General features: G+C 65.6%; 17 protein-coding genes. 7 read left to right on the top strand and 10 right to left on the bottom strand.

Annotated features, from left to right (window positions below; genetic code table 11):
• Positions 1-112: 112 nt before the first annotated feature.
• The 5 genes from Q1W26_RS08955 to Q1W26_RS08935 form a co-directional block, all read right to left on the bottom strand.
• Entirely contained in the window at positions 113-2236 is a 2124-nt protein-coding gene (locus Q1W26_RS08955) for a methyl-accepting chemotaxis protein (RefSeq protein ID WP_300438690.1), read from the bottom strand.
• A gap of 50 nt (positions 2237-2286) precedes the next feature.
• Complete coding sequence (locus tag Q1W26_RS08950; protein WP_300438688.1) at positions 2287-2802, bottom strand: chemotaxis protein CheW; 516 nt, start codon at positions 2800-2802, stop codon at positions 2287-2289.
• Between the two features lie 8 nt (positions 2803-2810).
• Positions 2811-3176, bottom strand: a complete 366-nt coding sequence (locus Q1W26_RS08945; protein WP_300438686.1) for a response regulator — start codon at positions 3174-3176, stop codon at positions 2811-2813.
• A 17-nt stretch (positions 3177-3193) separates the two neighbouring features.
• Positions 3194-3592 (bottom strand): response regulator, encoded by a 399-nt coding sequence (locus Q1W26_RS08940; RefSeq protein WP_300438683.1) that lies wholly within the window; start codon positions 3590-3592, stop codon positions 3194-3196.
• 70 nt (positions 3593-3662) lie between these two features.
• Positions 3663-3815, bottom strand: coding sequence for a rubredoxin (locus Q1W26_RS08935; protein ID WP_300438698.1), 153 nt, complete (start codon positions 3813-3815; stop codon positions 3663-3665).
• A 118-nt stretch (positions 3816-3933) separates the two neighbouring features.
• On the opposite strand from Q1W26_RS08935, the gene thiD reads away from it, so the two are divergent.
• From thiD to hemL, 3 genes are read left to right on the top strand one after another with little or no spacing between them, the layout of a single operon-like run.
• A complete protein-coding gene (thiD, locus tag Q1W26_RS08930; protein ID WP_300438680.1) occupies positions 3934-4776 on the top strand; it encodes a bifunctional hydroxymethylpyrimidine kinase/phosphomethylpyrimidine kinase in 843 nt (280 codons plus the stop codon).
• A gap of 2 nt (positions 4777-4778) precedes the next feature.
• A complete protein-coding gene (thiE, locus tag Q1W26_RS08925) occupies positions 4779-5417 on the top strand; it encodes a thiamine phosphate synthase (protein ID WP_300438677.1) in 639 nt (212 codons plus the stop codon).
• The gene (hemL, locus tag Q1W26_RS08920; protein WP_300438675.1) at positions 5414-6700 is read left to right on the top strand and encodes a glutamate-1-semialdehyde 2,1-aminomutase; all 1287 of its coding nucleotides are present in this window, start codon (positions 5414-5416) and stop codon (positions 6698-6700) included. Before thiE ends, hemL begins: the two co-directional genes overlap by 4 nt.
• Positions 6701-6757: 57 nt before the next feature.
• On the opposite strand, the gene rsmA is transcribed toward hemL, so the two are convergent.
• From rsmA to Q1W26_RS08895, 5 genes are all read right to left on the bottom strand, one after another.
• Entirely contained in the window at positions 6758-7558 is an 801-nt protein-coding gene (rsmA, locus tag Q1W26_RS08915; RefSeq protein ID WP_300438673.1) for a 16S rRNA (adenine(1518)-N(6)/adenine(1519)-N(6))-dimethyltransferase RsmA, read from the bottom strand.
• Between the two features lie 10 nt (positions 7559-7568).
• Positions 7569-8459 carry a patatin-like phospholipase family protein gene (locus tag Q1W26_RS08910; RefSeq protein WP_300438670.1) on the bottom strand — a complete coding sequence of 297 codons (891 nt, stop codon included), beginning with the start codon at positions 8457-8459 and terminating at the stop codon, positions 7569-7571.
• Positions 8456-9439, bottom strand: a complete 984-nt coding sequence (gene pdxA, locus Q1W26_RS08905) for a 4-hydroxythreonine-4-phosphate dehydrogenase PdxA (protein ID WP_300438667.1) — start codon at positions 9437-9439, stop codon at positions 8456-8458. The genes Q1W26_RS08910 and pdxA overlap by 4 nt, the downstream gene beginning before the upstream one ends.
• A 148-nt stretch (positions 9440-9587) precedes the next feature.
• Complete coding sequence (locus Q1W26_RS08900) at positions 9588-10886, bottom strand: peptidylprolyl isomerase (RefSeq protein ID WP_366143653.1); 1299 nt, start codon at positions 10884-10886, stop codon at positions 9588-9590.
• A gap of 17 nt (positions 10887-10903) precedes the next feature.
• Positions 10904-13363: an LPS-assembly protein LptD gene (locus tag Q1W26_RS08895; RefSeq protein WP_300438664.1), complete on the bottom strand. Its 2460-nt coding sequence runs from the start codon at positions 13361-13363 to the stop codon at positions 10904-10906.
• Between the two features lie 81 nt (positions 13364-13444).
• Here Q1W26_RS08895 and Q1W26_RS08890 point away from each other — a divergent pair, with 81 nt between their 5' ends.
• The 4 genes from Q1W26_RS08890 to Q1W26_RS08875 form a co-directional block, all read left to right on the top strand.
• A complete protein-coding gene (locus tag Q1W26_RS08890; protein ID WP_300438661.1) occupies positions 13445-14443 on the top strand; it encodes a phosphotransferase in 999 nt (332 codons plus the stop codon).
• A gap of 19 nt (positions 14444-14462) precedes the next feature.
• Complete coding sequence (gene murU, locus Q1W26_RS08885) at positions 14463-15140, top strand: N-acetylmuramate alpha-1-phosphate uridylyltransferase MurU (protein WP_300438692.1); 678 nt, start codon at positions 14463-14465, stop codon at positions 15138-15140.
• Positions 15141-15302: 162 nt separating this feature from the next.
• Complete coding sequence (locus tag Q1W26_RS08880; protein WP_300438658.1) at positions 15303-17084, top strand: hypothetical protein; 1782 nt, start codon at positions 15303-15305, stop codon at positions 17082-17084.
• A gap of 201 nt (positions 17085-17285) precedes the next feature.
• The coding region (locus Q1W26_RS08875; RefSeq protein WP_300438655.1) for an aminopeptidase P N-terminal domain-containing protein at positions 17286-18379 on the top strand (1094 nt) is incomplete at its 3' end.

The following is an 18379-nucleotide window of genomic DNA, read 5'->3' as shown; positions in this document are numbered from 1 at the left end:
GATCTCGCCTTTGACCCAGGTCAGCGGACCCAGGTCGAGTTCATGTGCTGAGCTCATCAGTGGTACGTGGTCGGAATCCGTTCCAGATCGGGGGAAGGGCGGTGTGCCGGGCTCAGACCTTGAAGCCGGAGACCGAACCCTTGAGTTCTACTGCCAGGTCAGCCAGCTCGCCAATTGAGACGGCGGTTTGCTGGGTGCCGGTGGTGGTGCGGTCGGTGATGGCAAGAATGCCTTTCATCTTTTCGGCCACCTGGGTTGCGGCCTTGGCCTGGATTTCGGTGCTGACGGAGATGCGTTCGATCAGTTCGGCGGTTTCGGCGGAAACACGTTCGATTTCGGCGAGTTCCTGGCCGGCGGTTTCGGACAGCCGGGCACCGTCCACCACGTCGCGGGTGGCGTTTTCCATGGCGGTCACGGCGTCTCCGGTGTCGGTCTGAATGGTTTTCACGATCGCGCCGATCTGTTTGGTGGCTTCGGCGGAACGTTCGGCAAGGCGCTGCACTTCTTCGGCAACCACCGAGAAGCCGCGGCCGGCTTCGCCGGCAGAGGCGGCCTGGATGGCTGCGTTGAGGGCGAGCACGTTGGTCTGTTCGGTAATGTCGGAAATCAGTTCGACGATTTCACCGATCTCCTGGGACGATTCGCCCAGGCGCTTGATGCGCTTGGAGGTTTCCTGGATTTTCTCGCGGATGTCGTTCATGCCCTTGATGGTGTCTTCCACCGCGGCGGCGCCCTTCTGGGCGGCTTCAAGGGAGCGACGGGCCACGTGGGCGGACTGCAGTGCATCTTCGGACGCAGCACTCATCGAACTCGCCATGCTCTGGGCGGTTTCGCCAGCGAGGCGGAGTTCCTGGGACTGGCGCTCCGTGGATGAGAGCAGCTCGTCGGAGGTGCGCTGGGCCGATTCGGTGGCGCTGGTTACGCGCAGGGCGGCGTCGTTGATGCGGCGCACGAGAACGGAGAGTTCTTCAATCGTGTAGTTCACCGAGTCGGCAATCGCGCCGGTGATGTCTTCGGTGACGGTGGCGCGCACGGTAAGGTCGCCGTCGGCCAGGTCGCCCATTTCGTTCATCAGCCGCAGGATGGCCTGCTGAGTGCTGTTGCGCTCGGTTTCGGCGGCTTCGCGCAGGTTGTCGGATGAGTGGCGGCGGCGGGCGATGTCGTCGTTGTAGGTTTTTGCCATCAGCGCGAGGCAGGCCAGGGCGAGCAGGGCGCAGAGAATGATCGCCATGCTGACCCAGGTGAAGAAGCCGGTGTAGGCGCGTGAGTAGCCTTCGGCCAGGGCGGTGGTCTTTTCGAGGAGCGGGGTGGAGTCGATGAAAATGTGACTGCCGGCTTCCTTCGCCTTGACGAGCAGCTGGATGCTGCCGAGGATGGTTGCGACGGCGGAGAGGTTGTCCTTGCCGACCGCTTCCAGTTCGGCGAGCTTGGCCTTGGTGTCGCTGCCTTCTGCGGTCATTTTCTGGAGTTGCTCCAGCTGTTCGCGGAAGGTGTTGGTGTCCTTGCCGAGCAGGAAGGCGACTTCCGGGTCGATGGCGTTGGCGATCAGGAGGGCGTTGGCGTTTTTGGCGATGCGCTGGGTGAGCATCACCACCTGGTTGGCGGTGGCGATTTCACGTGCAGCTGCGCCGCCCTGCAGCTTGAGGGCCGCAACCTGCTCGGAGAGGTCGAGCAACTGGGGGTTTTTGCCATTGATGGTGGCGACGGCCTTGCCCAGGTTGGTCAGGTTCTTTTCTTCCTTGACGAGCTTTTCAGCGTCGGCGTCGGTTTTTTTCCAGGCTTCGGTCACGGCGGCGAGTTCGTCGGTAACAGCGCTGCTGCCGCCCGGGACACCGGTGCCGTTGATGTCGCCGCCGTCGGTCACTGCTGCCAGAAGGGTGTTGAACTGCTCGCGGCTGCGCTTCAGTTCGCCGAAGGCCGCGGGCTCACCCTGGAGCGCGAGCTGGCTGGCCTTGGCGAGCTGCTGGGACAGGGTGCGCATCTGACCGGCAGCCGCGACATATGCGGTGCCGAAACTGCTGACCCGAACCTGGTAGAGCACCAGCGCGGCGGTCAGGGCTGCAAGGATCAGGAACGGGGTGCGCAGCATGCGCAGCTGTTCGGACGCGCTCCTGCCCGCGAGGAAGGGGAGGGTGCTGCCGACCTGGGGTTTGTCCCCGGCTTCGAGAATGGTGTCCACGTTCGTGGATGCTGCCTTGTTGCTGTCCCGTGACAGTCCCGGTAGCTTGAATGCCATGTTTGTCTTTTTTCAGCGAGCGTTGCCCGCTGCTCCTCCAGAATGGTTTTTCACGATTGGGCGGCGTCAAGAAAACGCGCGTGATTCAGAAGATCGGCCACCTTGAGCCGGGTCCAGGTGTTGCCGTAGGCGTCCTGCACCTGCTCGCCGATCCAGGGTCGGTCTGCGTCGGCATGGGTGGGGACTGGCTCGAAATCTTCAATGGAGCGAAGGCCCAGGGCGCGCGTGACGAGCAGGGCGCAATTCTGGTTATGGCGCACGCCGACCAGCAGCAGGCGCGCATGTCCGACGGGAGCAATCGGCAGGTCGTCGTGAAAGGCTGCGAAATCGACAACTCCGAACAGGTTGCCGCGAACGCTGGCAAGTCCGCGGAACCATGACTGGGCTAGGGGAACCGGGGCCAGGGGCGGGACGGCGAGGATTTCGCCGGCTTCGGTGAGGTCGACGAGCCAGTTGCGCTTGCCGGCCTGAACGGCGAGGAGCGCCGAGGCGCGGTTGTCCTGGGCGCCGGCGAGCCGCCGTGCGAGCCCGGCCTGGAATTCGTGGAGGCTGATCCGCTTCGCCATGGGGGTCGTCAGCTCAGTGCCCGGATTTTTTCGAGGAGTACCGCGTGGTCGAGCGGTTTGACCATGTAGTCAAAGGCACCCTGGCGCATGCCCCAGATCTTGTCGGTTTCGAGGCCCTTGCTGGTGCAGATGATGACCGGGATGTCGCGGGTGGCTTCGTCGCGCACGATGGTGCGGGTGGCCTGGTAGCCGTTGGTGCCGGGCATGACCACGTCCATGAGGATCAGGTCGGGACGTTCGGATTTGCTCTTGATGACAGCTTCGTCGCCACTCTCGGCGGTAACGACCTGGAAACCATTCTTGACCAGGACTTCCGACAGGGCGAGTCTTTCCGTCGGGGAGTCGTCTACGACAAGGATTTTTTGGATCGGCATGGGGCGCGTTTGTGCTGTCAGTCGTTGGCGGAGAGCTGCCTGGCGCGCGTGTGGCTTGCAACGGAGCGCAGCAGGCTTTCCTTCGTGAAGGGCTTGGTCAGGTATTCGTCCGAGCCTGCGAGGCGGCCCCGGGCGCGGTCGAAGAGGCCATCCTTGGAGGACAGCATGATGACCGGCGTGGATTTGAGCCGGGCGTTTTTCTTGATCAGCGCGCAGGTCTGGTAGCCGTCAAGGCGCGGCATCATGATGTCGACGAAGATCAGGTCGGGCGCGTGGTCGGCAATTTTGGCGAGTGCATCGAAGCCGTCTTCGGCCAGAACCACCTGGCAGCCTGCCTGGGCAAGGAAGATTTCGGCGCTGCGGCGGATGGTGTTGCTGTCATCAATGACCATGACCTTGATTCCGCTGAGATTCACCTTGACCCTCCGGGCTTCGTGCTGATGTCGTTTCGTGCGTTCACTGTAGCGCTGTCGAGGCTGAAAGCCTTCAGATTGCGATCATTTCAAAATCGTCCTTGCGTGCTCCGCATTCGGGACAGGTCCAGTTGGGAGGAATGTCCTCCCAACGCGTGCCGGGGGCAATACCCTCTTCGGGTGCGCCGGATTCTTCGTTGTAGATGTAGCCGCAGATCAGACACATCCAGGTCTTGTAGGGGAGGCTTGGCATTCGGGTGCGTTGCCGTGATTTCGGCTAGAATCGCTTGGATCGTGAATGGTAGCGCAGTCACAGTTAAAATTGTGCGTCCTTGTTTCCCGGAATGACTACTCAGCCCAGCGATCCAACGCCCCCTCTCGTTCTCGTCTTTGCCGCGTCCGACCCCACCGGTGGCGCGGGCATCCAGGCCGACATCATGACGATGTCCGGCATGGGCTGCCACGCGTTGACCGTCATCACGGCGCTGACCGTGCAGGACACCGTTGGCGTCGAGGATGTGCTGCCCGTCGATGCCGACTTCGTGGCCGAGCAGGCCCGGGCCGTGCTTGAAGACATGCCGGTGCAGGCCTTCAAGCTTGGTGTTTTGGGTAGCGTCGAAAATATCGCCGTAATTGCAGAGATCATCTCTGATTATCCGCATATTCCGGTGATCGTCGATCCGGTGATCGCTTCGGGGCGCGGTGACGAGCTGGCTTCAGAGGCGATGCTTGCGACCCTCCGCGAACTCATCATTCCACAGGCAACGGTGATCACACCCAACACCATGGAAGCCCGTCGCCTGGTTGCCCGAAGCAGCGACGATTTCGATGAGTGCAGCATGTCCGATTGCGCCGCGCGGCTTCTTGCCATGGGCTGCGAGTACGTGCTCATTACCGGATCCCACGCTCATACGCCTCAGGTGGTCAATACCCTTTATGGGTCGGCAGGCGTGCTTCGCGCCGACACCTGGGCGCGCCTGCAGGGCAGTTACCACGGATCCGGATGCACGCTGGCCTCCGCTGTGGCGGCAGCCATGGCCCACGGCCTGGACGTCTCGGCGGCGGTTTACGAGGCGCAGGGCTTTACCTGGCAGACGCTGGCGACTGCCTTCCGGCCAGGCATGGGGCAGCACATTCCCGACCGTTTCTTCTGGGCTCGTTCGCCCGGCGACGCTTCCGGAGCCTGAGAATGCTGCACTCCGGACTCTATCTGGTCACGCCCGACTGGCCGGACACCGACGCGCTCGTCGCTGCGGTGGCGGCCTTGCTGCCAGCGCGTCCGGCCCTCGTGCAGTACCGCAACAAGCTTGCCAACGGCGCACTCAGGCGCGAGCAGGCGTCGCGTCTGCTCGCGGTTTGTCGCGCTGCCGGTGTGCCGCTCGTCATCAACGACGATCTCCTGCTGGCGCTTGATATCGGCGCCGACGGTGCTCACCTCGGGCGCGACGATGGTGATCCGGCAGCGGCCCGGCAGCAGCTCGGTGCCGGCCGCATCCTGGGTGTGAGCTGCTACAACGAATGGCCGCGGGCCGTTGCCGGAGCGGCCGCGGGAGTCGATTACCTGGCCTTTGGCGCGATGTATCCGTCGCCCACCAAGCCTGCCGCTCTGCGGGCGCCCCTTGATCTGCTGACCCGCGCAAAGCGTGAATTCGGCTTGCCGGTGGCGGCCATCGGCGGCATCACCCTTGAAAACGCGCCACCGCTGATCGATGCCGGCGCCGACCTGCTGGCCGTGATCAGCGACGTCTTCTCCGCACCCGACCCGGCCGCCCGCGCGGTGGCCTACGCCGGGTTGTTCGATCGATCCCATCAGGAACCGTCAGCATGACCAGTCGCAACGAAGAACTCTTTACCCGCGCCCAGCGCACCATTCCCGGCGGCGTGAATTCGCCGGTGCGTGCCTTCCGCTCGGTGGGCGGCACTCCACGTTTCCTCAAGAAGGCCAAGGGCGCGCGTGTGTGGGATGCGGATGGCAAGGAATACCTGGATTACGTCGGCTCCTGGGGCCCGGCCATCCTGGGTCACGCTGATCCGGTGGTGGTCGAGGCGGTGCGTGCAGCGGCGCTCGATGGCCTGTCGTTTGGCGCGCCGACCGAGCGCGAGATCGACATGGCCGAGCGGCTGTGCGAGCTGTTGCCGAGCATGGAAATGGTGCGTCTGGTGTCGAGCGGCACCGAGGCCACCATGAGCGCGATCCGCCTGGCCCGTGGGTTTACCGGCCGTGACGCGATCGTCAAGTTCGAAGGCTGCTACCACGGCCATGCCGACAGCCTGCTGGTCAAGGCGGGTTCGGGTCTGCTCACCTTCGGCAACCCGTCGTCGGCCGGCGTGCCGGACGACTTTGCCAAGCACACCCTGGTGCTCGATTACAACAATCCGGCCGCGCTCGAGGAGATTTTCCAGGCTCGCGGCAGCGAGATCGCCTGCGTGATCATCGAGCCGATTGCCGGCAACATGAACCTCGTGAAGCCGTCCGCCGAGTTCATGCATCTGCTTCGCCGCCTGTGCACCGAGCACGGCGCGGTGCTGATCTTCGATGAGGTGATGACGGGCTTTCGCGTGGGCCCGCGCGGCGTGCAGGGGCTTTTCGGCATCACGCCGGACTTGACCACGCTGGGCAAGGTGATCGGCGGCGGCATGCCGGTGGGCGCCTTTGGTGGCCGTCGCGACATCATGCAGAAGATCGCTCCGCTGGGCGCGGTGTATCAGGCCGGCACGCTGTCGGGCAGCCCGGTGGCCGTGGCGGCGGGGCTGGCCAGCCTGGATCAGATTTCGAAGCCGGGTTTCTATGAATTGCTGACTGCCCGCACGACGCGGCTGGTGGATGGCCTCAAGGCGTCTGCCGCGAAGCACGGCGTGGGCTTTACTGCGGATTCCGTCGGCGGCATGTTCGGCCTGTATTTTGCCAAGGCTGTGCCGCAGAGCTACGCCGACGTGATGGCTTCGGACAAGGACAGCTTCAACCGCTTCTTCCACGCCATGCTGGATGCCGGCCACTACTTTGCGCCCTCGGCCTTCGAGGCCGGCTTCGTGTCGGCGGCTCACTCTGAAGCCGACATCGATTCGACGATCGCCGCCGCCGATGCGTGGTTTGCTGCCCATGGCCGTTGATTGAAGCGTGCCAGTGGTGCGCCATGGTGGCGCACCCTGTGTACTGCCGGACAGGCATCAGGCCGGCTGTGGGCCCTTTGCCGCCATGTGGTTGGCGATGCGCACGAAGTCATCCACCGACAGCCTTTCACCGCGCAGGCCCGGGTCGATGCCGAGGGCGGCAAAGTCCGCCTCGTCGAGGTAGTCGCGCAGGGTGTTGCGCAGGGTTTTGCGGCGCTGGCCGAAGGCCGCGGTGACAACCTTTCCGAGCAGCGCGTAGTCCTTGGCGGTGCATTCGGACGCCGGGCGCGGCACCATCCGCACGATGCTCGACATGACCTTGGGCGCCGGGCGAAATGCACCGGGCGGCACGTCGAAAACACGCCGCATGTTGAAGCGGTACTGCAGCATCACCGACAGGCGGCCGTATTCTTCGGTGCCCGGGTCGCCCACCATGCGCATCACGACTTCCTTTTGCAGCATGAAGGTCATGTCCTTCACCTTGTCGGCGTAGTCGGCAAGGTGAAACAGGATGGGCGTGGAAATGTTGTAGGGCAGGTTGCCGACCACCCGCAGCGGGGCGCCGTCGGCCACCAGGCTGCCGAAGTCGAACTTTAGGGCATCGCCCTCGTGGATCGTCAGCTTGTCCGGCGAGTGGGCTTCCTTGAGGCGGGCGATCAGGTCGCGGTCGATCTCGACGACGTGCAGGTGATCGAGGCGGCTCATCAGCGGCTCGGTCATCGCGCCCAGGCCCGGGCCGATCTCGACCATGCGGTCGGCCGGATCGGGGCGGATCGCCTCGATGATCTTGTAGATGATGTTCTTGTCGGACAAGAAGTTTTGCCCGAAGCGCTTTCGCGCCTGGTGTGGTTCGCTCATGCGTGTTTCCTTATCCGTTCTTGCGTTGCCAGGCGGCAATCGTCTCCCGCACCCGCGCTATTGCTGCGAAACCAGCCTTTTCACCTTCCAGGATCGCCTCGTGGCGCTGCTGGAAGTTGGTGGCCGGCAGGCCGCGCAGTTCGGGGCGGATCACCACGTCGGCGGCGGTGAGTTCGGCTTTGCCGAGGGCGCCGCCCATGATGGCGATGGTGTCGAGCAGCACATCAAGGCTGCCCTGGTTTTTCTTGCCGCTGGGGCGGCCCGAGATATCGACTGCGATAACGATGTCGGCGCCAAGGTTGCGGGCTTCGCGCGCCGGAATCGGGGCAACCAGGCCGCCATCCACGTATTCACGTCCGCCAAAGCCGACCGGCGGAAAGACGCCGGGAATGGCCGACGAGGCGCGTACCGCGGTGCCGGTGTTGCCGCTTTGAAAAATGACCGGCTCGCCGCTTTGCAGATCGGTGGCCACCGCGGCAAAGCGGCGCTTGAGGCCTTCGATGGGCTTGTTGCCCACGTGGGTGTTGATGAAACGTTCCAGCGCCACACCCCTGATCAGGCCCCTGTCGAAGAGGCTCCAGTCGGTTACGGATGCCTCGTCCAGCTGGATGGCCAGCTTTTGCAGTTCGAAAGGGCCATGGCCGGCAGCGTAAAGTGCGCCAACCACCGAGCCGGCGCTGGTGCCGACGATGAAATCCGGGCTGATCCCGCTGGTTTCGAGGGCCTTGATCACGCCTATGTGGGCAAAGCCGCGCGCTGCGCCACCACCCAGGGCCAGTGCGATCCTTGGCTTGCGGGCGACCCGGGGGGCGGAGGGTTCGGGCTTTTGCGGCTGCACGCCACAGGCCGCCAGGCCCAGCGCGGATGCGCCGCCGAGCAGCAGGCGCCGGCGGGTGTTCATGTTTTTGTCTGCCCCTGGGCCATGGCAATGGCGAGCTCGACCGCGGCGAACAGGCTGCCTGGATCGGCGCGGCCGCTGCCGGCCAGATCAAGCGCGGTGCCGTGGTCGACCGAGGTGCGGATGATGGGCAGGCCGAGGGTGACATTCACACCGCCGCCAAAACTGGCGTGCTTGAGCACCGGCAGGCCCTGGTCGTGGAACATGGCGAGCACGGCATCGCCCTGTTTCAGTGTGTGCGGCACGAACAGGGTGTCGGCCGGCAGCGGGCCGATCAGCTGCATGCCTTCCGCGCGCAGTTGCTCGAGCACCGGGGTGATGACTTCGATCTCTTCCATGCCCATGTGGCCACCTTCGCCCGCGTGGGGGTTGAGGCCGGCGACGAGGATGCGCGGCGCGGCCAGGCCGAAGCGCTGGCGCAGATCGGTGTGCAGGATGCGCAGCGTGTCGGTGAGCAGCGGGCGGGTTATCGCCGCGGAAACATCCTTCAGCGGCAGGTGGGTGGTGGCAAGGGCCACGCGCAGGCCGCCGCCCACCAGCATCATCACCACCAGCGGTGTGCCGGTGGCTTCGGCGAGATATTCGGTGTGCCCGGAAAACGGCACGCCGGCGTCGCAGATGATGCCTTTGTGCACCGGCGCGGTGACCATGCCGGCAAACTCGCCGGACTTGCAGCCGGCGATGGCCCGGTCGAGCACGTCGAGCACGTAGCGGGCGTTGGCTGCATCGAGGCGCCCGGGCACGGCCTTGGTGGCCATTGGCACGTGGAGCACCTCGAGGGCGCCGGGGCGGGGGGCTGCGTCAGGGGCGTAGTCGACGATGTCGAGCGCCGGCTCGACGGCGTGGATGCGCGCCGCGATCATCGCGCGGTCACCCAGCACGACCAGGCGCGCCGGCCATTCGCGACGCGGCAGGGCGGCACACAGGTCAGGGCCGATACCGGCTGGTTCGCCGCTGGTAATGGCGAGGATGGGGAGGGGCATGATGGTGGGGAACGAGGAGGTCAGGGGGCAATGATCGCAGCGAATGCGCCGGCGATGCAGAGTCGGGATGTTTTACGCTTGCCGCGGTGGCGACGCAGCGCGCGAGGAGCGAGGCCTTCTCACCCTCACTCCTCGCGCCTTTCCGGTTTTACTGCTCTTCGAGACGGTATTCAACGTAGGCCCGGTCGCGGAGCTGACGCAGCCAGTCCTGGTAGGCTTCGTCGCCCTTGCGCTCGCGCAGGGCATTGCGGGCCGCGGCACGCTTGCGGTCGTCAGAGATATCCTGAACGCGGCGTTCTTCGACGAGGATCAGGTGCCAGCCAAAGGGTGACTGGACAGGCTGGCTGACTTCGCCGGGCTTGAGGGCATCCATCGCCTGCTCGAACTCGGGCACGGTGTCGGCCGGGTAGATCCAGCCCAGGTCGCCACCCTTGGCGGCCGAAATGTCGGCCGAGTGCTGCCTGGCGAGTTCGGCAAAGTTGGCGCCACCCTGCACGACCCGCTCGCGCAGATCGGTGAGGCGCCGGCGGGCATCGGCGTCGGAAACCACTTCGCTGGTCTTGATGAGGATGTGGCGGGCGCGGGTCTGCTGGACCTGGGTTGCCGCCGCGGAGTGGCTGCCGCCCTTGCGATCCATCACCTTGACGATGTGAAAGCCGGCCGCACTTCTCAGGATGGGCGTTGCCTCGCCAGGCTTGAGGCTGGTGACGGCTTCGGCAAACACGCCCGGCAGGCGCTCGGCGCTGCGCCAGCCGAGATTGCCGCCGGACAGGGCGTCCGGCGCGTCGGAATAGCTGGCAGCGAGCTTGTCGAAGGCTTCGCCGCGGGCCACCCGGGCGGCCACGTCCTCGGCCTTGGCGCGCAGGCGGGCAAGCTGTTCGGGGCTCGCCCCTTCGGGCGCGCGGAACAGAATGTGGGCGAGGTTGTACTCTTCCTGCCCGACCACGTTCTCGGGATTGGCGAGGAAATTATTCACCTCGGCGTCGGAAATGACGATCCGGCCTTCCACTTCGCGCTCACGCACGCGGGTCAGGAGGATCTCGTTGCGGACTTCCTCGCGGAAGCGCTCCCAGGTGATTCCGTCCCGCTCGAGGGCCTTGCGGAAGTCGGTCATCGACAGCTTGTTGTTGTCGGCGATGCGCCCGAGAGCCCGGTCGAGGGTGACGTCATCGACCCGCAGCGAGGTTTCGTTGGCGAGCTGGATCTGAAGGCGTTCCATGATCTGGCGTTCGAGCACCTGGCGTTCGAGCACGTCGGCCGGCGGCAGTGGCGTGCCCTGGCGCGAGAGCTGGCGCGTGACCTGCCCGACCCGCAGGCGCAGATCGGAACGGGTGATGACCTCGCTGTTCACGACCGCCACGATCCGATCCACTTCCATCGGGCCATCGGCGGCAAGGGCTGAGCTGGCGAACAGGGATACGGCCAGCAGGGTGACAATGAGTTTCATGGTGCGGGGCTTGTCTTTCAGAAATCGTCGTCTTGGCCGACGAAAGGCGTGGAACCGTCGTTGATCTTCCCATACCCGGGCACGCTGCGCTTGAGCATGTTCAAGGGGCTGGAGCCGATGCTGCCGGCGCCGCTGAACTCGAGCTGGAAGAAGAAGGAGCGACTGACGTCGTTGGTACTGGTGGTGATGTGCTGGATGACGCTGCGGAATACCCAGCAGCCGCCGTTGTACTCGAGCCCGGCAATGCCCTGGGTCAGGCGATGGTCGCGCAGGTTGCGATTGTAGCGACCGACGCCGTGCCAGTTACCGATCAGGGGCCACTGGCCGGTGATGTCGAGGTCACGAAAACCGTCTGGGGAGCCTGGCACGGTGGAGTAGTTGCGCCGATAGCGCCAGCTCACGCCCAGGGATTGGGCGTAGGCGGGCTGGAAGCGCACGCCGACGTTGAAGCGCTCGGTCCAGTTGTCCCGCGGGTTGTATTGCCAGGCCGTGTCGAACTGGGTCTTGGGGGCAAAGGTGGCGCTGAAGGCAGCCAGAAAGTCGGCTTCCTTGCTGGTGCGCACGGGAGTGTAGGAGTTCAGCGCAACACGCTGGTCGACCAGGTAGTAGCGCTGGCCGATGGCGGCCCGGATCTTTTCGGCACCGGTATCCGGATCGATGATGCGGGTCTGGAGGGCCGTGGTGACCTGGTTGGCATTGGAGATGCGGTCGCCGCCGGTGTACACGTTTTCGGCAAAGATCTGCGCGAAGTTGAAGTCGTAGAAGCCGGAGTCGAAGTTGGGGTATTTCGACTGGTCGCGGTAAGGCACGTAAAGGTAATAGACCCTCGGTTCCAGGGTCTGGATGTAATCCTTGCCGGCGAAGTTCGTGTCGCGCTCGAAGGTGACGCCGCTATCCACCGAGACGATGGGCAGGACGCGGGTCAGGGTTTCGTCGCCGACGGTATCGCTGCGACGGGTGAGGTCGTAGCGGGTGGCGTGCAGGCCCACCTTGGGGGTGATGTAGAACGCGGAGGTCTGCAGCGGCAGCGAAAGCTGGGGGTAAAAGCTGAGACGGCGCCCTTCGGTGAGGGTCGGGTGGCTGAAATCGACGAATTCGCTGGCCAGCTGGAAGGTGGTGCCGCCAAAGACTTCCGGGCGGTTGGCGGTGAGCGTGAGCTGGGGCAGGCGCTTGTAGGGCTCGCCAACCTTCACGTTGGTCTTGGGATCCTGCAGGGTCTGGAAGGACTGCAGCATGCCGGTGGCCGTCCACCAGCCGCCGCCCGAGTAGGCGATCGCGCCCTGGCGCGGGAGGTTGACCTGTGAGGTCAGGGCCAGCCGGGTACTCAGGTCGATGAAGTAGCGCGGATCGGAAACCCCAGCAAAATCAATGTTGCCGGACCAGCCGCTGCCGAAATCCTGGCTGTGGCGCACCGAGCCGGCGTAGCGGCTGCGCTGCTCGACCTGGTCGTTCGGCAGGTATTCGAGGTAGGTGATGCCCTTGTACTGAGGCGTGATGTAGCGCGCCTCGTTACGCAGCTGCACGCCGCGCAGCCCCATGTAGCGCACCGTCAGGGTGTCGTCGTAATTGGGCGCGAGGTTGAAATAATACGGAATCGAGAGATCGATACCGGCCTTGTTCGACGTGCCGAAGGTGGGCGACAGCACACCCGAGCGGCGCTGGTCGGCAAGCGGAAAATCAGCCCACGGCAGGTAGCCCAGCGGCAGGCCCTTGAACACCAGCGTGCCGCCTTTGGCCTCGCCGATCTCCCGGTCGTAGTCGAGTTCGAGTTCGTTGGCGCGGAGGTACCAGTCGGGTTGATCCGGCTTGCAGCTGGTCCAGGTGCCATTGAGGAAGCGGAACTGGTTTTCCCCTTCGAGCACCAGGGAATCCGCCGAGCCATGCCCGGTGAGCGGCTGTTGCGAGCGCGGCACCGACTGGTTGGGCAGCAGATACTGCCCCGGCGGCGCCGGACGCGGCGGGCGACTGATCACATAGCTGGGCGAATCGAAAACGCCGACCTGCTCGCCGACCTTCATGCGCGCATGGGGGCCGCTCATCGTGTCGGTGCCGCGGATGACCTGCACATTACCGGTGGCATCGACCTCGTCGGTCTGCTCGAAATAATGAAGCTTGTCACCCAGAAAGCGGGTGTTGTCGCGGATGAGTTCGGCGGAGCCTTCGGCGATCGCGTCCACATCCTGGCGACCAGAAACCTTTGCGGCAACGATCCGCGTGGAGCCCGGCGGGGCAGGCTCGGGTGGCGCGGCGGCGCTGACAGGGCGTGCCGCCTTGCCGGCCGGCCGGACGCCTGCCGCGGCCCGAGCCGGCGCAGGCGTGGCCGAAGCCGGCCTTGCCACGGGCGCAGGCGCCGCCGATGGCGCGCGGCCGAGCAGTGCGGACGGAACCACAAAGGGAGGAAGAACCTCGGCACCCGCACGCCCCCAAAGGGCGAACAAGGCGATGGACAAGAAGCGTAATTGCGTACGTGGTTTCATCCCGGGACTGGAACCAGCCGGCGAGCCGACCGCGTGGTTTGATAAACTGCGCGATTTTACACGAACGCATCTCAGACTCCCGTGGAACGACGCCAACAACTCCAGTCCTGGATCGCCGCCGAATTTCCCGGCCGCGCCTTCGAACTCGCCCCGGCCAGTGCCGACGCCAGCTTCCGGCGTTACTTCCGGCTTACATTCGCTGACGATCCCGTTTCGCTGATCGTCATGGATGCCCCGCCCAGCCACGAAGACTGCCGCCCCTACATCAAGGTGGCCGGGCTCTTCGGTGCCGCCGGCGCCCACGTGCCACAGGTCATCCGGAAAAATCTCGAGGAAGGTTTCCTGCTGCTGTCCGACCTCGGCAGCACCACCTATCTGCAGGCCCTCACCAAGGACAACGCCCACAATCTTTACGCCGACGCCCTCGGTGCGCTGATCTGCATCCAGAACGCCAGCCAGCCCGGCGTGCTGCCCGAGTACGACCGCGAAATGCTGATGCGCGAGCTGGAGCTCTTTCCGGTGTGGTACGTGTCCCGCCACAAGGGCGTCACCCTCACCGAAGAGCAAACCCGGCAGCTCTACGAGATTTTCGACAGCATCCTCGACGTTAACCTTGCCGAGCCCAAGGTCTTCGTCCATCGCGACTACCACAGCCGCAACCTGATGCTTTCCGAGCCCAACCCCGGCGTGCTCGATTTCCAGGACGCGGTGTATGGGCCCATGAGCTACGACCTCGCCTCGCTGTTCAAGGACGCCTACATTCACTGGGAAGAAGATTTCGTCCTCGACATGCTGGCCCGTTACTGGGAAACCGCCCGCGCCCTGGGGCTGCCGGTACGCGAGGATTTCGCCGAATTCCACCGTGACTACGAATGGATGGGCGTGCAGCGCCACATCAAGGTGCTCGGCATCTTCGCCCGCCTCTATCACCGCGACGGCAAGGACGGTTACCTCAAGGACATGCCGCTGGTCCTCCATCACCTGCGCAAGACCTGCGAGCGCTACAACCAGCTCCGGCCGCTGATGCGCCTGCTCGAAGAGCTTGAGCCGACCGTCACCGAAGTCGGTTTCTCGTTCTGAGCGCCCGGCCATGAAAGCGATGATCCTTGCCGCCGGCCGCGGCGAACGCATGCGCCCGCTCACCGACACCTGCCCCAAGCCGCTGCTGGTGGCGGGCGGCAAGCCATTGATTGTCTGGCACATCGAACGCCTGGCCGCGGCAGGCATCACCGAGCTGGTCATCAACCACGCCCACCTCGGGCAGATGATCGAGGCCGCGCTGGGCGACGGCGGCGCCTTCGGGGTGCGCATTGCGTATTCGCCAGAGGGCAAGGCGCTGGAAACCGCCGGCGGCATCGCCCGCGCCCTGCCTCTGCTCGGCGATGCGCCCTTCCTGGTGGTGAATGGCGACGTCTTCTGCGACGCCGACCTGGCCGCGCTGTGCCGGGCGGCGGAATCCCTTTGCGTCGACGGCCCGCTTGCCCACCTGATCCTCGTCGCCAACCCGGCCCACCATCCGGGTGGCGACTTCGGCCTTCACCCCGACGGCCTGATCCGCGACGCAGGCGGCGAGCGCCTCACTTTCGCCGGCCTCGGCGCCTACCACCCGGCCCTGTTCGCCGGCCTGTCGCCCGACGAACCGGCCAAGCTGGCCCCGCTGTTGCGCGCCGCGATGGCGGGTGAGCATGTCACCGCCGCCCGCCTCGACGGCCACTGGGTCGATGTGGGCACGCCCGAACGCCTCGCCGAACTGGACGCTCGCCTGCGCGCCGGCTGATCCACGCAACGCCGGCGCCGGCGGCCGGCCACCCTGAAAGCCTGTCGCCCCCGAACTGATTGCGCCATGTCAAGGCAGGGCTGCGCAATCGGCATAAAGTTGAACAAGGCTGCGGCAGATCCATTCGGCCTGGCCTGACAACTCATCAACGGGAGGCCGGAAATGAAAAACCATCATTTGCGCATCATTCTCCTGAGCGTTGCCGTGGCAATCCTGTCGGCCTGCGGCGGCGGAGGAGGCTCCTCGGGCCCGGCAGTACGCGCGGCCCTGCCCCGGATTGTCGAAGACACTGTTCCCGCCGGAGAGCGTCTCGACCTGCGCAGTCGCAACTATTTTCCGGCCGCAACGGGCGACACCTGGACCTACTCCTTCGTCCAGGGCGGAGCGGGCGTCGGCACCGTTACGCGCAGCGTGTCGAGCGTCAGCGGCAACGAGTTCACCATCGCCGAGGCGGGCTTCGGCACTACCGAATACACGAACTACCGGCGCAGCACCGAAGGCCTCGTGCAAGTCGACCTGATGGGCGATTCGGTATCCGCAGCCGCCCGCGCCCTGATCGGCGAAATCCTGGAGTTCGCCGAGCCGTTCTATCCGGTGGGCGGCACGCGCCGCAGCGTCCGCCAGGGGGACTGGAGCAGCGACGAAGACGGCGACGGCATCAACGAGAGCTTCCGTCTGGAACTCACCCAGCAACTGGTGGGCCTGGAAACCGTCAGCCTGCCCCTCGGCAGCGCCGAAACGGCGCATTTTCGCACCGTCATGGCGCTGACCCTGTCACCGTCGAAACCGAGCGAAACGCCCTACACGATCAGCGCCACCGAGGAAACCTGGTGGGCGCCGGGCATCGGGCTGATACGCGCGGACCGCTCGGCCGTCGACGCCCTGAACACGAGCGTGATCGCGCCCTATTCGCTGCAGATCACCGGCGGCCAGGTTGGCGGCTCCACGCTGTTCGTGGCCCCGCCGGATGGCACCCTCAACAAGATCACCCTGACCCACAACGCCCTGGTCTTCGACGCCGGCCGCAATCGCTACTATGCGTCCATTCCTGGCAGCGTGCCGGGCAACGGCAATCGCATCGCCACCATCGATGCGAGCAGCGGCGCGGTCAGCTACTCGGCGGCAGTCGGGGCCGAACCCTTCGCGCTGGCCATGACTGCCGATGGCAGCGCGCTTTACGTCGGCCTCAACGGCAGCGGGGATGTGGTCAAGCTGAGCCTGCCGGGTACGGCCGAGCAGTGGCGCACCCGCTTGCCGAACGACGCTTTCTACGGCCAGTTCCAGGCCGAGCAGATCGCCGCCAACCCGACCAATCCGGACGTCGTCGCCGTCTCGCTGATCCGCCCGAACCTCAGTCCCCGGCACGGTGGCGTGGCGCTGATCGACGGAGGCGTCCTGCAGCCCCGGATCACCCAGCCGCATACCGGGAGCAACCTGATCGCCTTCGATTCCGCCGGGCAATACGTGTATGGCTACAACAACGAAAGCACCGAGTACGGGCTGCGCAAGATCGAAGTCCGCGTGGATGGCCTGGTCGAGCTCTTCACCGTCACCACCAGCGGCGGATACACACCGCGCTCGCTCGACTGGTCGCCCCAGGGCATCGTGCTCGAACGGACGCTTTACCGCGCCTCCGATCTCGCCCAGCTCGGCACCGTCAACACTCTGGCCAGCCCCGCCGGTTGCCGCGCGCACAGCGTGCCGAATCGCCTGGTGTGCTTCTACACCGCGCCGGGCAACGGCGGTGACGGACGCCTGGCGCTTGTGGATGCAAGCAGCTTCGTGATCCAGGCCACCCCGGCCTACCTCCTGTCGAGCAACCAGGAAGCCCCGTCGCAACTCGTCGCCGGAGCCGCCGGCCAGGTGGCCCTGCGCTTCGGCGCGACCTACTGGCAATCCCCCGCCACGGCGTTGTGGCTCTTCAGCAGCGCCATGCTCCAGTAAAACCTCACCCGCATCCGGTCGGATTTCAAGCCGGCCGGATGCCTCTGCCGTCACCTGCATACCACCTCCTGCGCGTACAGGACGGCTGCGCGAACGGATTGCCACCGGGCGGCGTTCAGTCATATCCTCGGATGCTTGCCCGGCCGAACCGGGACTTTGCCCGCAATCGCATCCGACACCCTCGCACCAGGCCACCGCCCCATGCCCATCGACATCGCCCCCTTCCAGGCCCGCCGCGCCCGCCTGCTCGCCACCATGCAGGCCGCCGGCGGTGGCGTCGCGATCATTCCGACCGCGCCGGAACGCTTGCGCAACCGCGACACCTCCTACGCCTACCGTTTCGACAGCTACTTCTATTACCTCACCGCCTTCCGCGAGCCCGAGGCGGTGCTGGTGCTGGTGGCCGGGGACACGCCGCGCAGCATCCTGTTCTGCCGCACCAAGGACATGGAACGGGAAATCTGGGACGGCTACCGCTTCGGGCCCGACGCCGCGCGGGAAGCCTTTGGTTTCGACGAGGCCCGGCCGATCGCCGAACTCGACGAGCAACTCGGCCTTCTGCTGGCCAACCAGCCGGCCATCTTCCACTCGGTGGGTTATGAGCCCGAATGGGACCGCCGCGTCGCCGAGGCCCTCAACCGCGTCCGCGCCCAGGCCCGCACCGGCTGCCACGCCCCGAGCCAGATCCGCGACGTGCGCAGCCTCATCGACGAAATGCGCCTCGTGAAGGACGCCGCCGAGATCGCCACCATGCGCCGCGCCGCTGAAATCTCGGCCGGCGCCCACCGCCGCGCCATGCGCACCGCCCGCCCCGGCGCCTTCGAGTACGAAGTCGAAGCCGAACTGATCCACGAATTTCGCCGCCACGGCAGCCAGGCCCCGGCCTACACCTCCATCGTTGCCAGCGGCCCCGGCGCCTGCGTGCTGCACTACATCGAAAACGACCGCCAGATGCAGGACGGCGAGCTGCTCTTGATCGACGCCGGTTGCGAACTCGATGGCTACGCCTCCGACATCACCCGCAGTTTCCCGGTGAATGGCCGTTTCAGCGGGCCGCAGAAGGCCGTCTACGAACTCGTCCTCGCCGCCCAGGCCGCCGCCATCGCCGAGATTCGCCCCGGCGCCAGCTGGAACGCCGGCCACGACGCCGCCACCCGCGTGCTCACCCAGGGTTTCATCGACCTGGGCCTGATCAAAGGCAGCCTCGACGACGCCATCGAATCCGGCAGTTACCGCCAGTTCTACATGCACCGCACCGGCCACTGGCTGGGCCTCGACGTGCACGACGCCGGCGA

Origin of the sequence: Zoogloea sp., from assembly GCF_030157465.1 — a bacterium.
GTDB lineage: Bacteria > Pseudomonadota > Gammaproteobacteria > Burkholderiales > Rhodocyclaceae > Zoogloea.
This window is presented reverse-complemented; position numbering and strand designations above follow the sequence as displayed.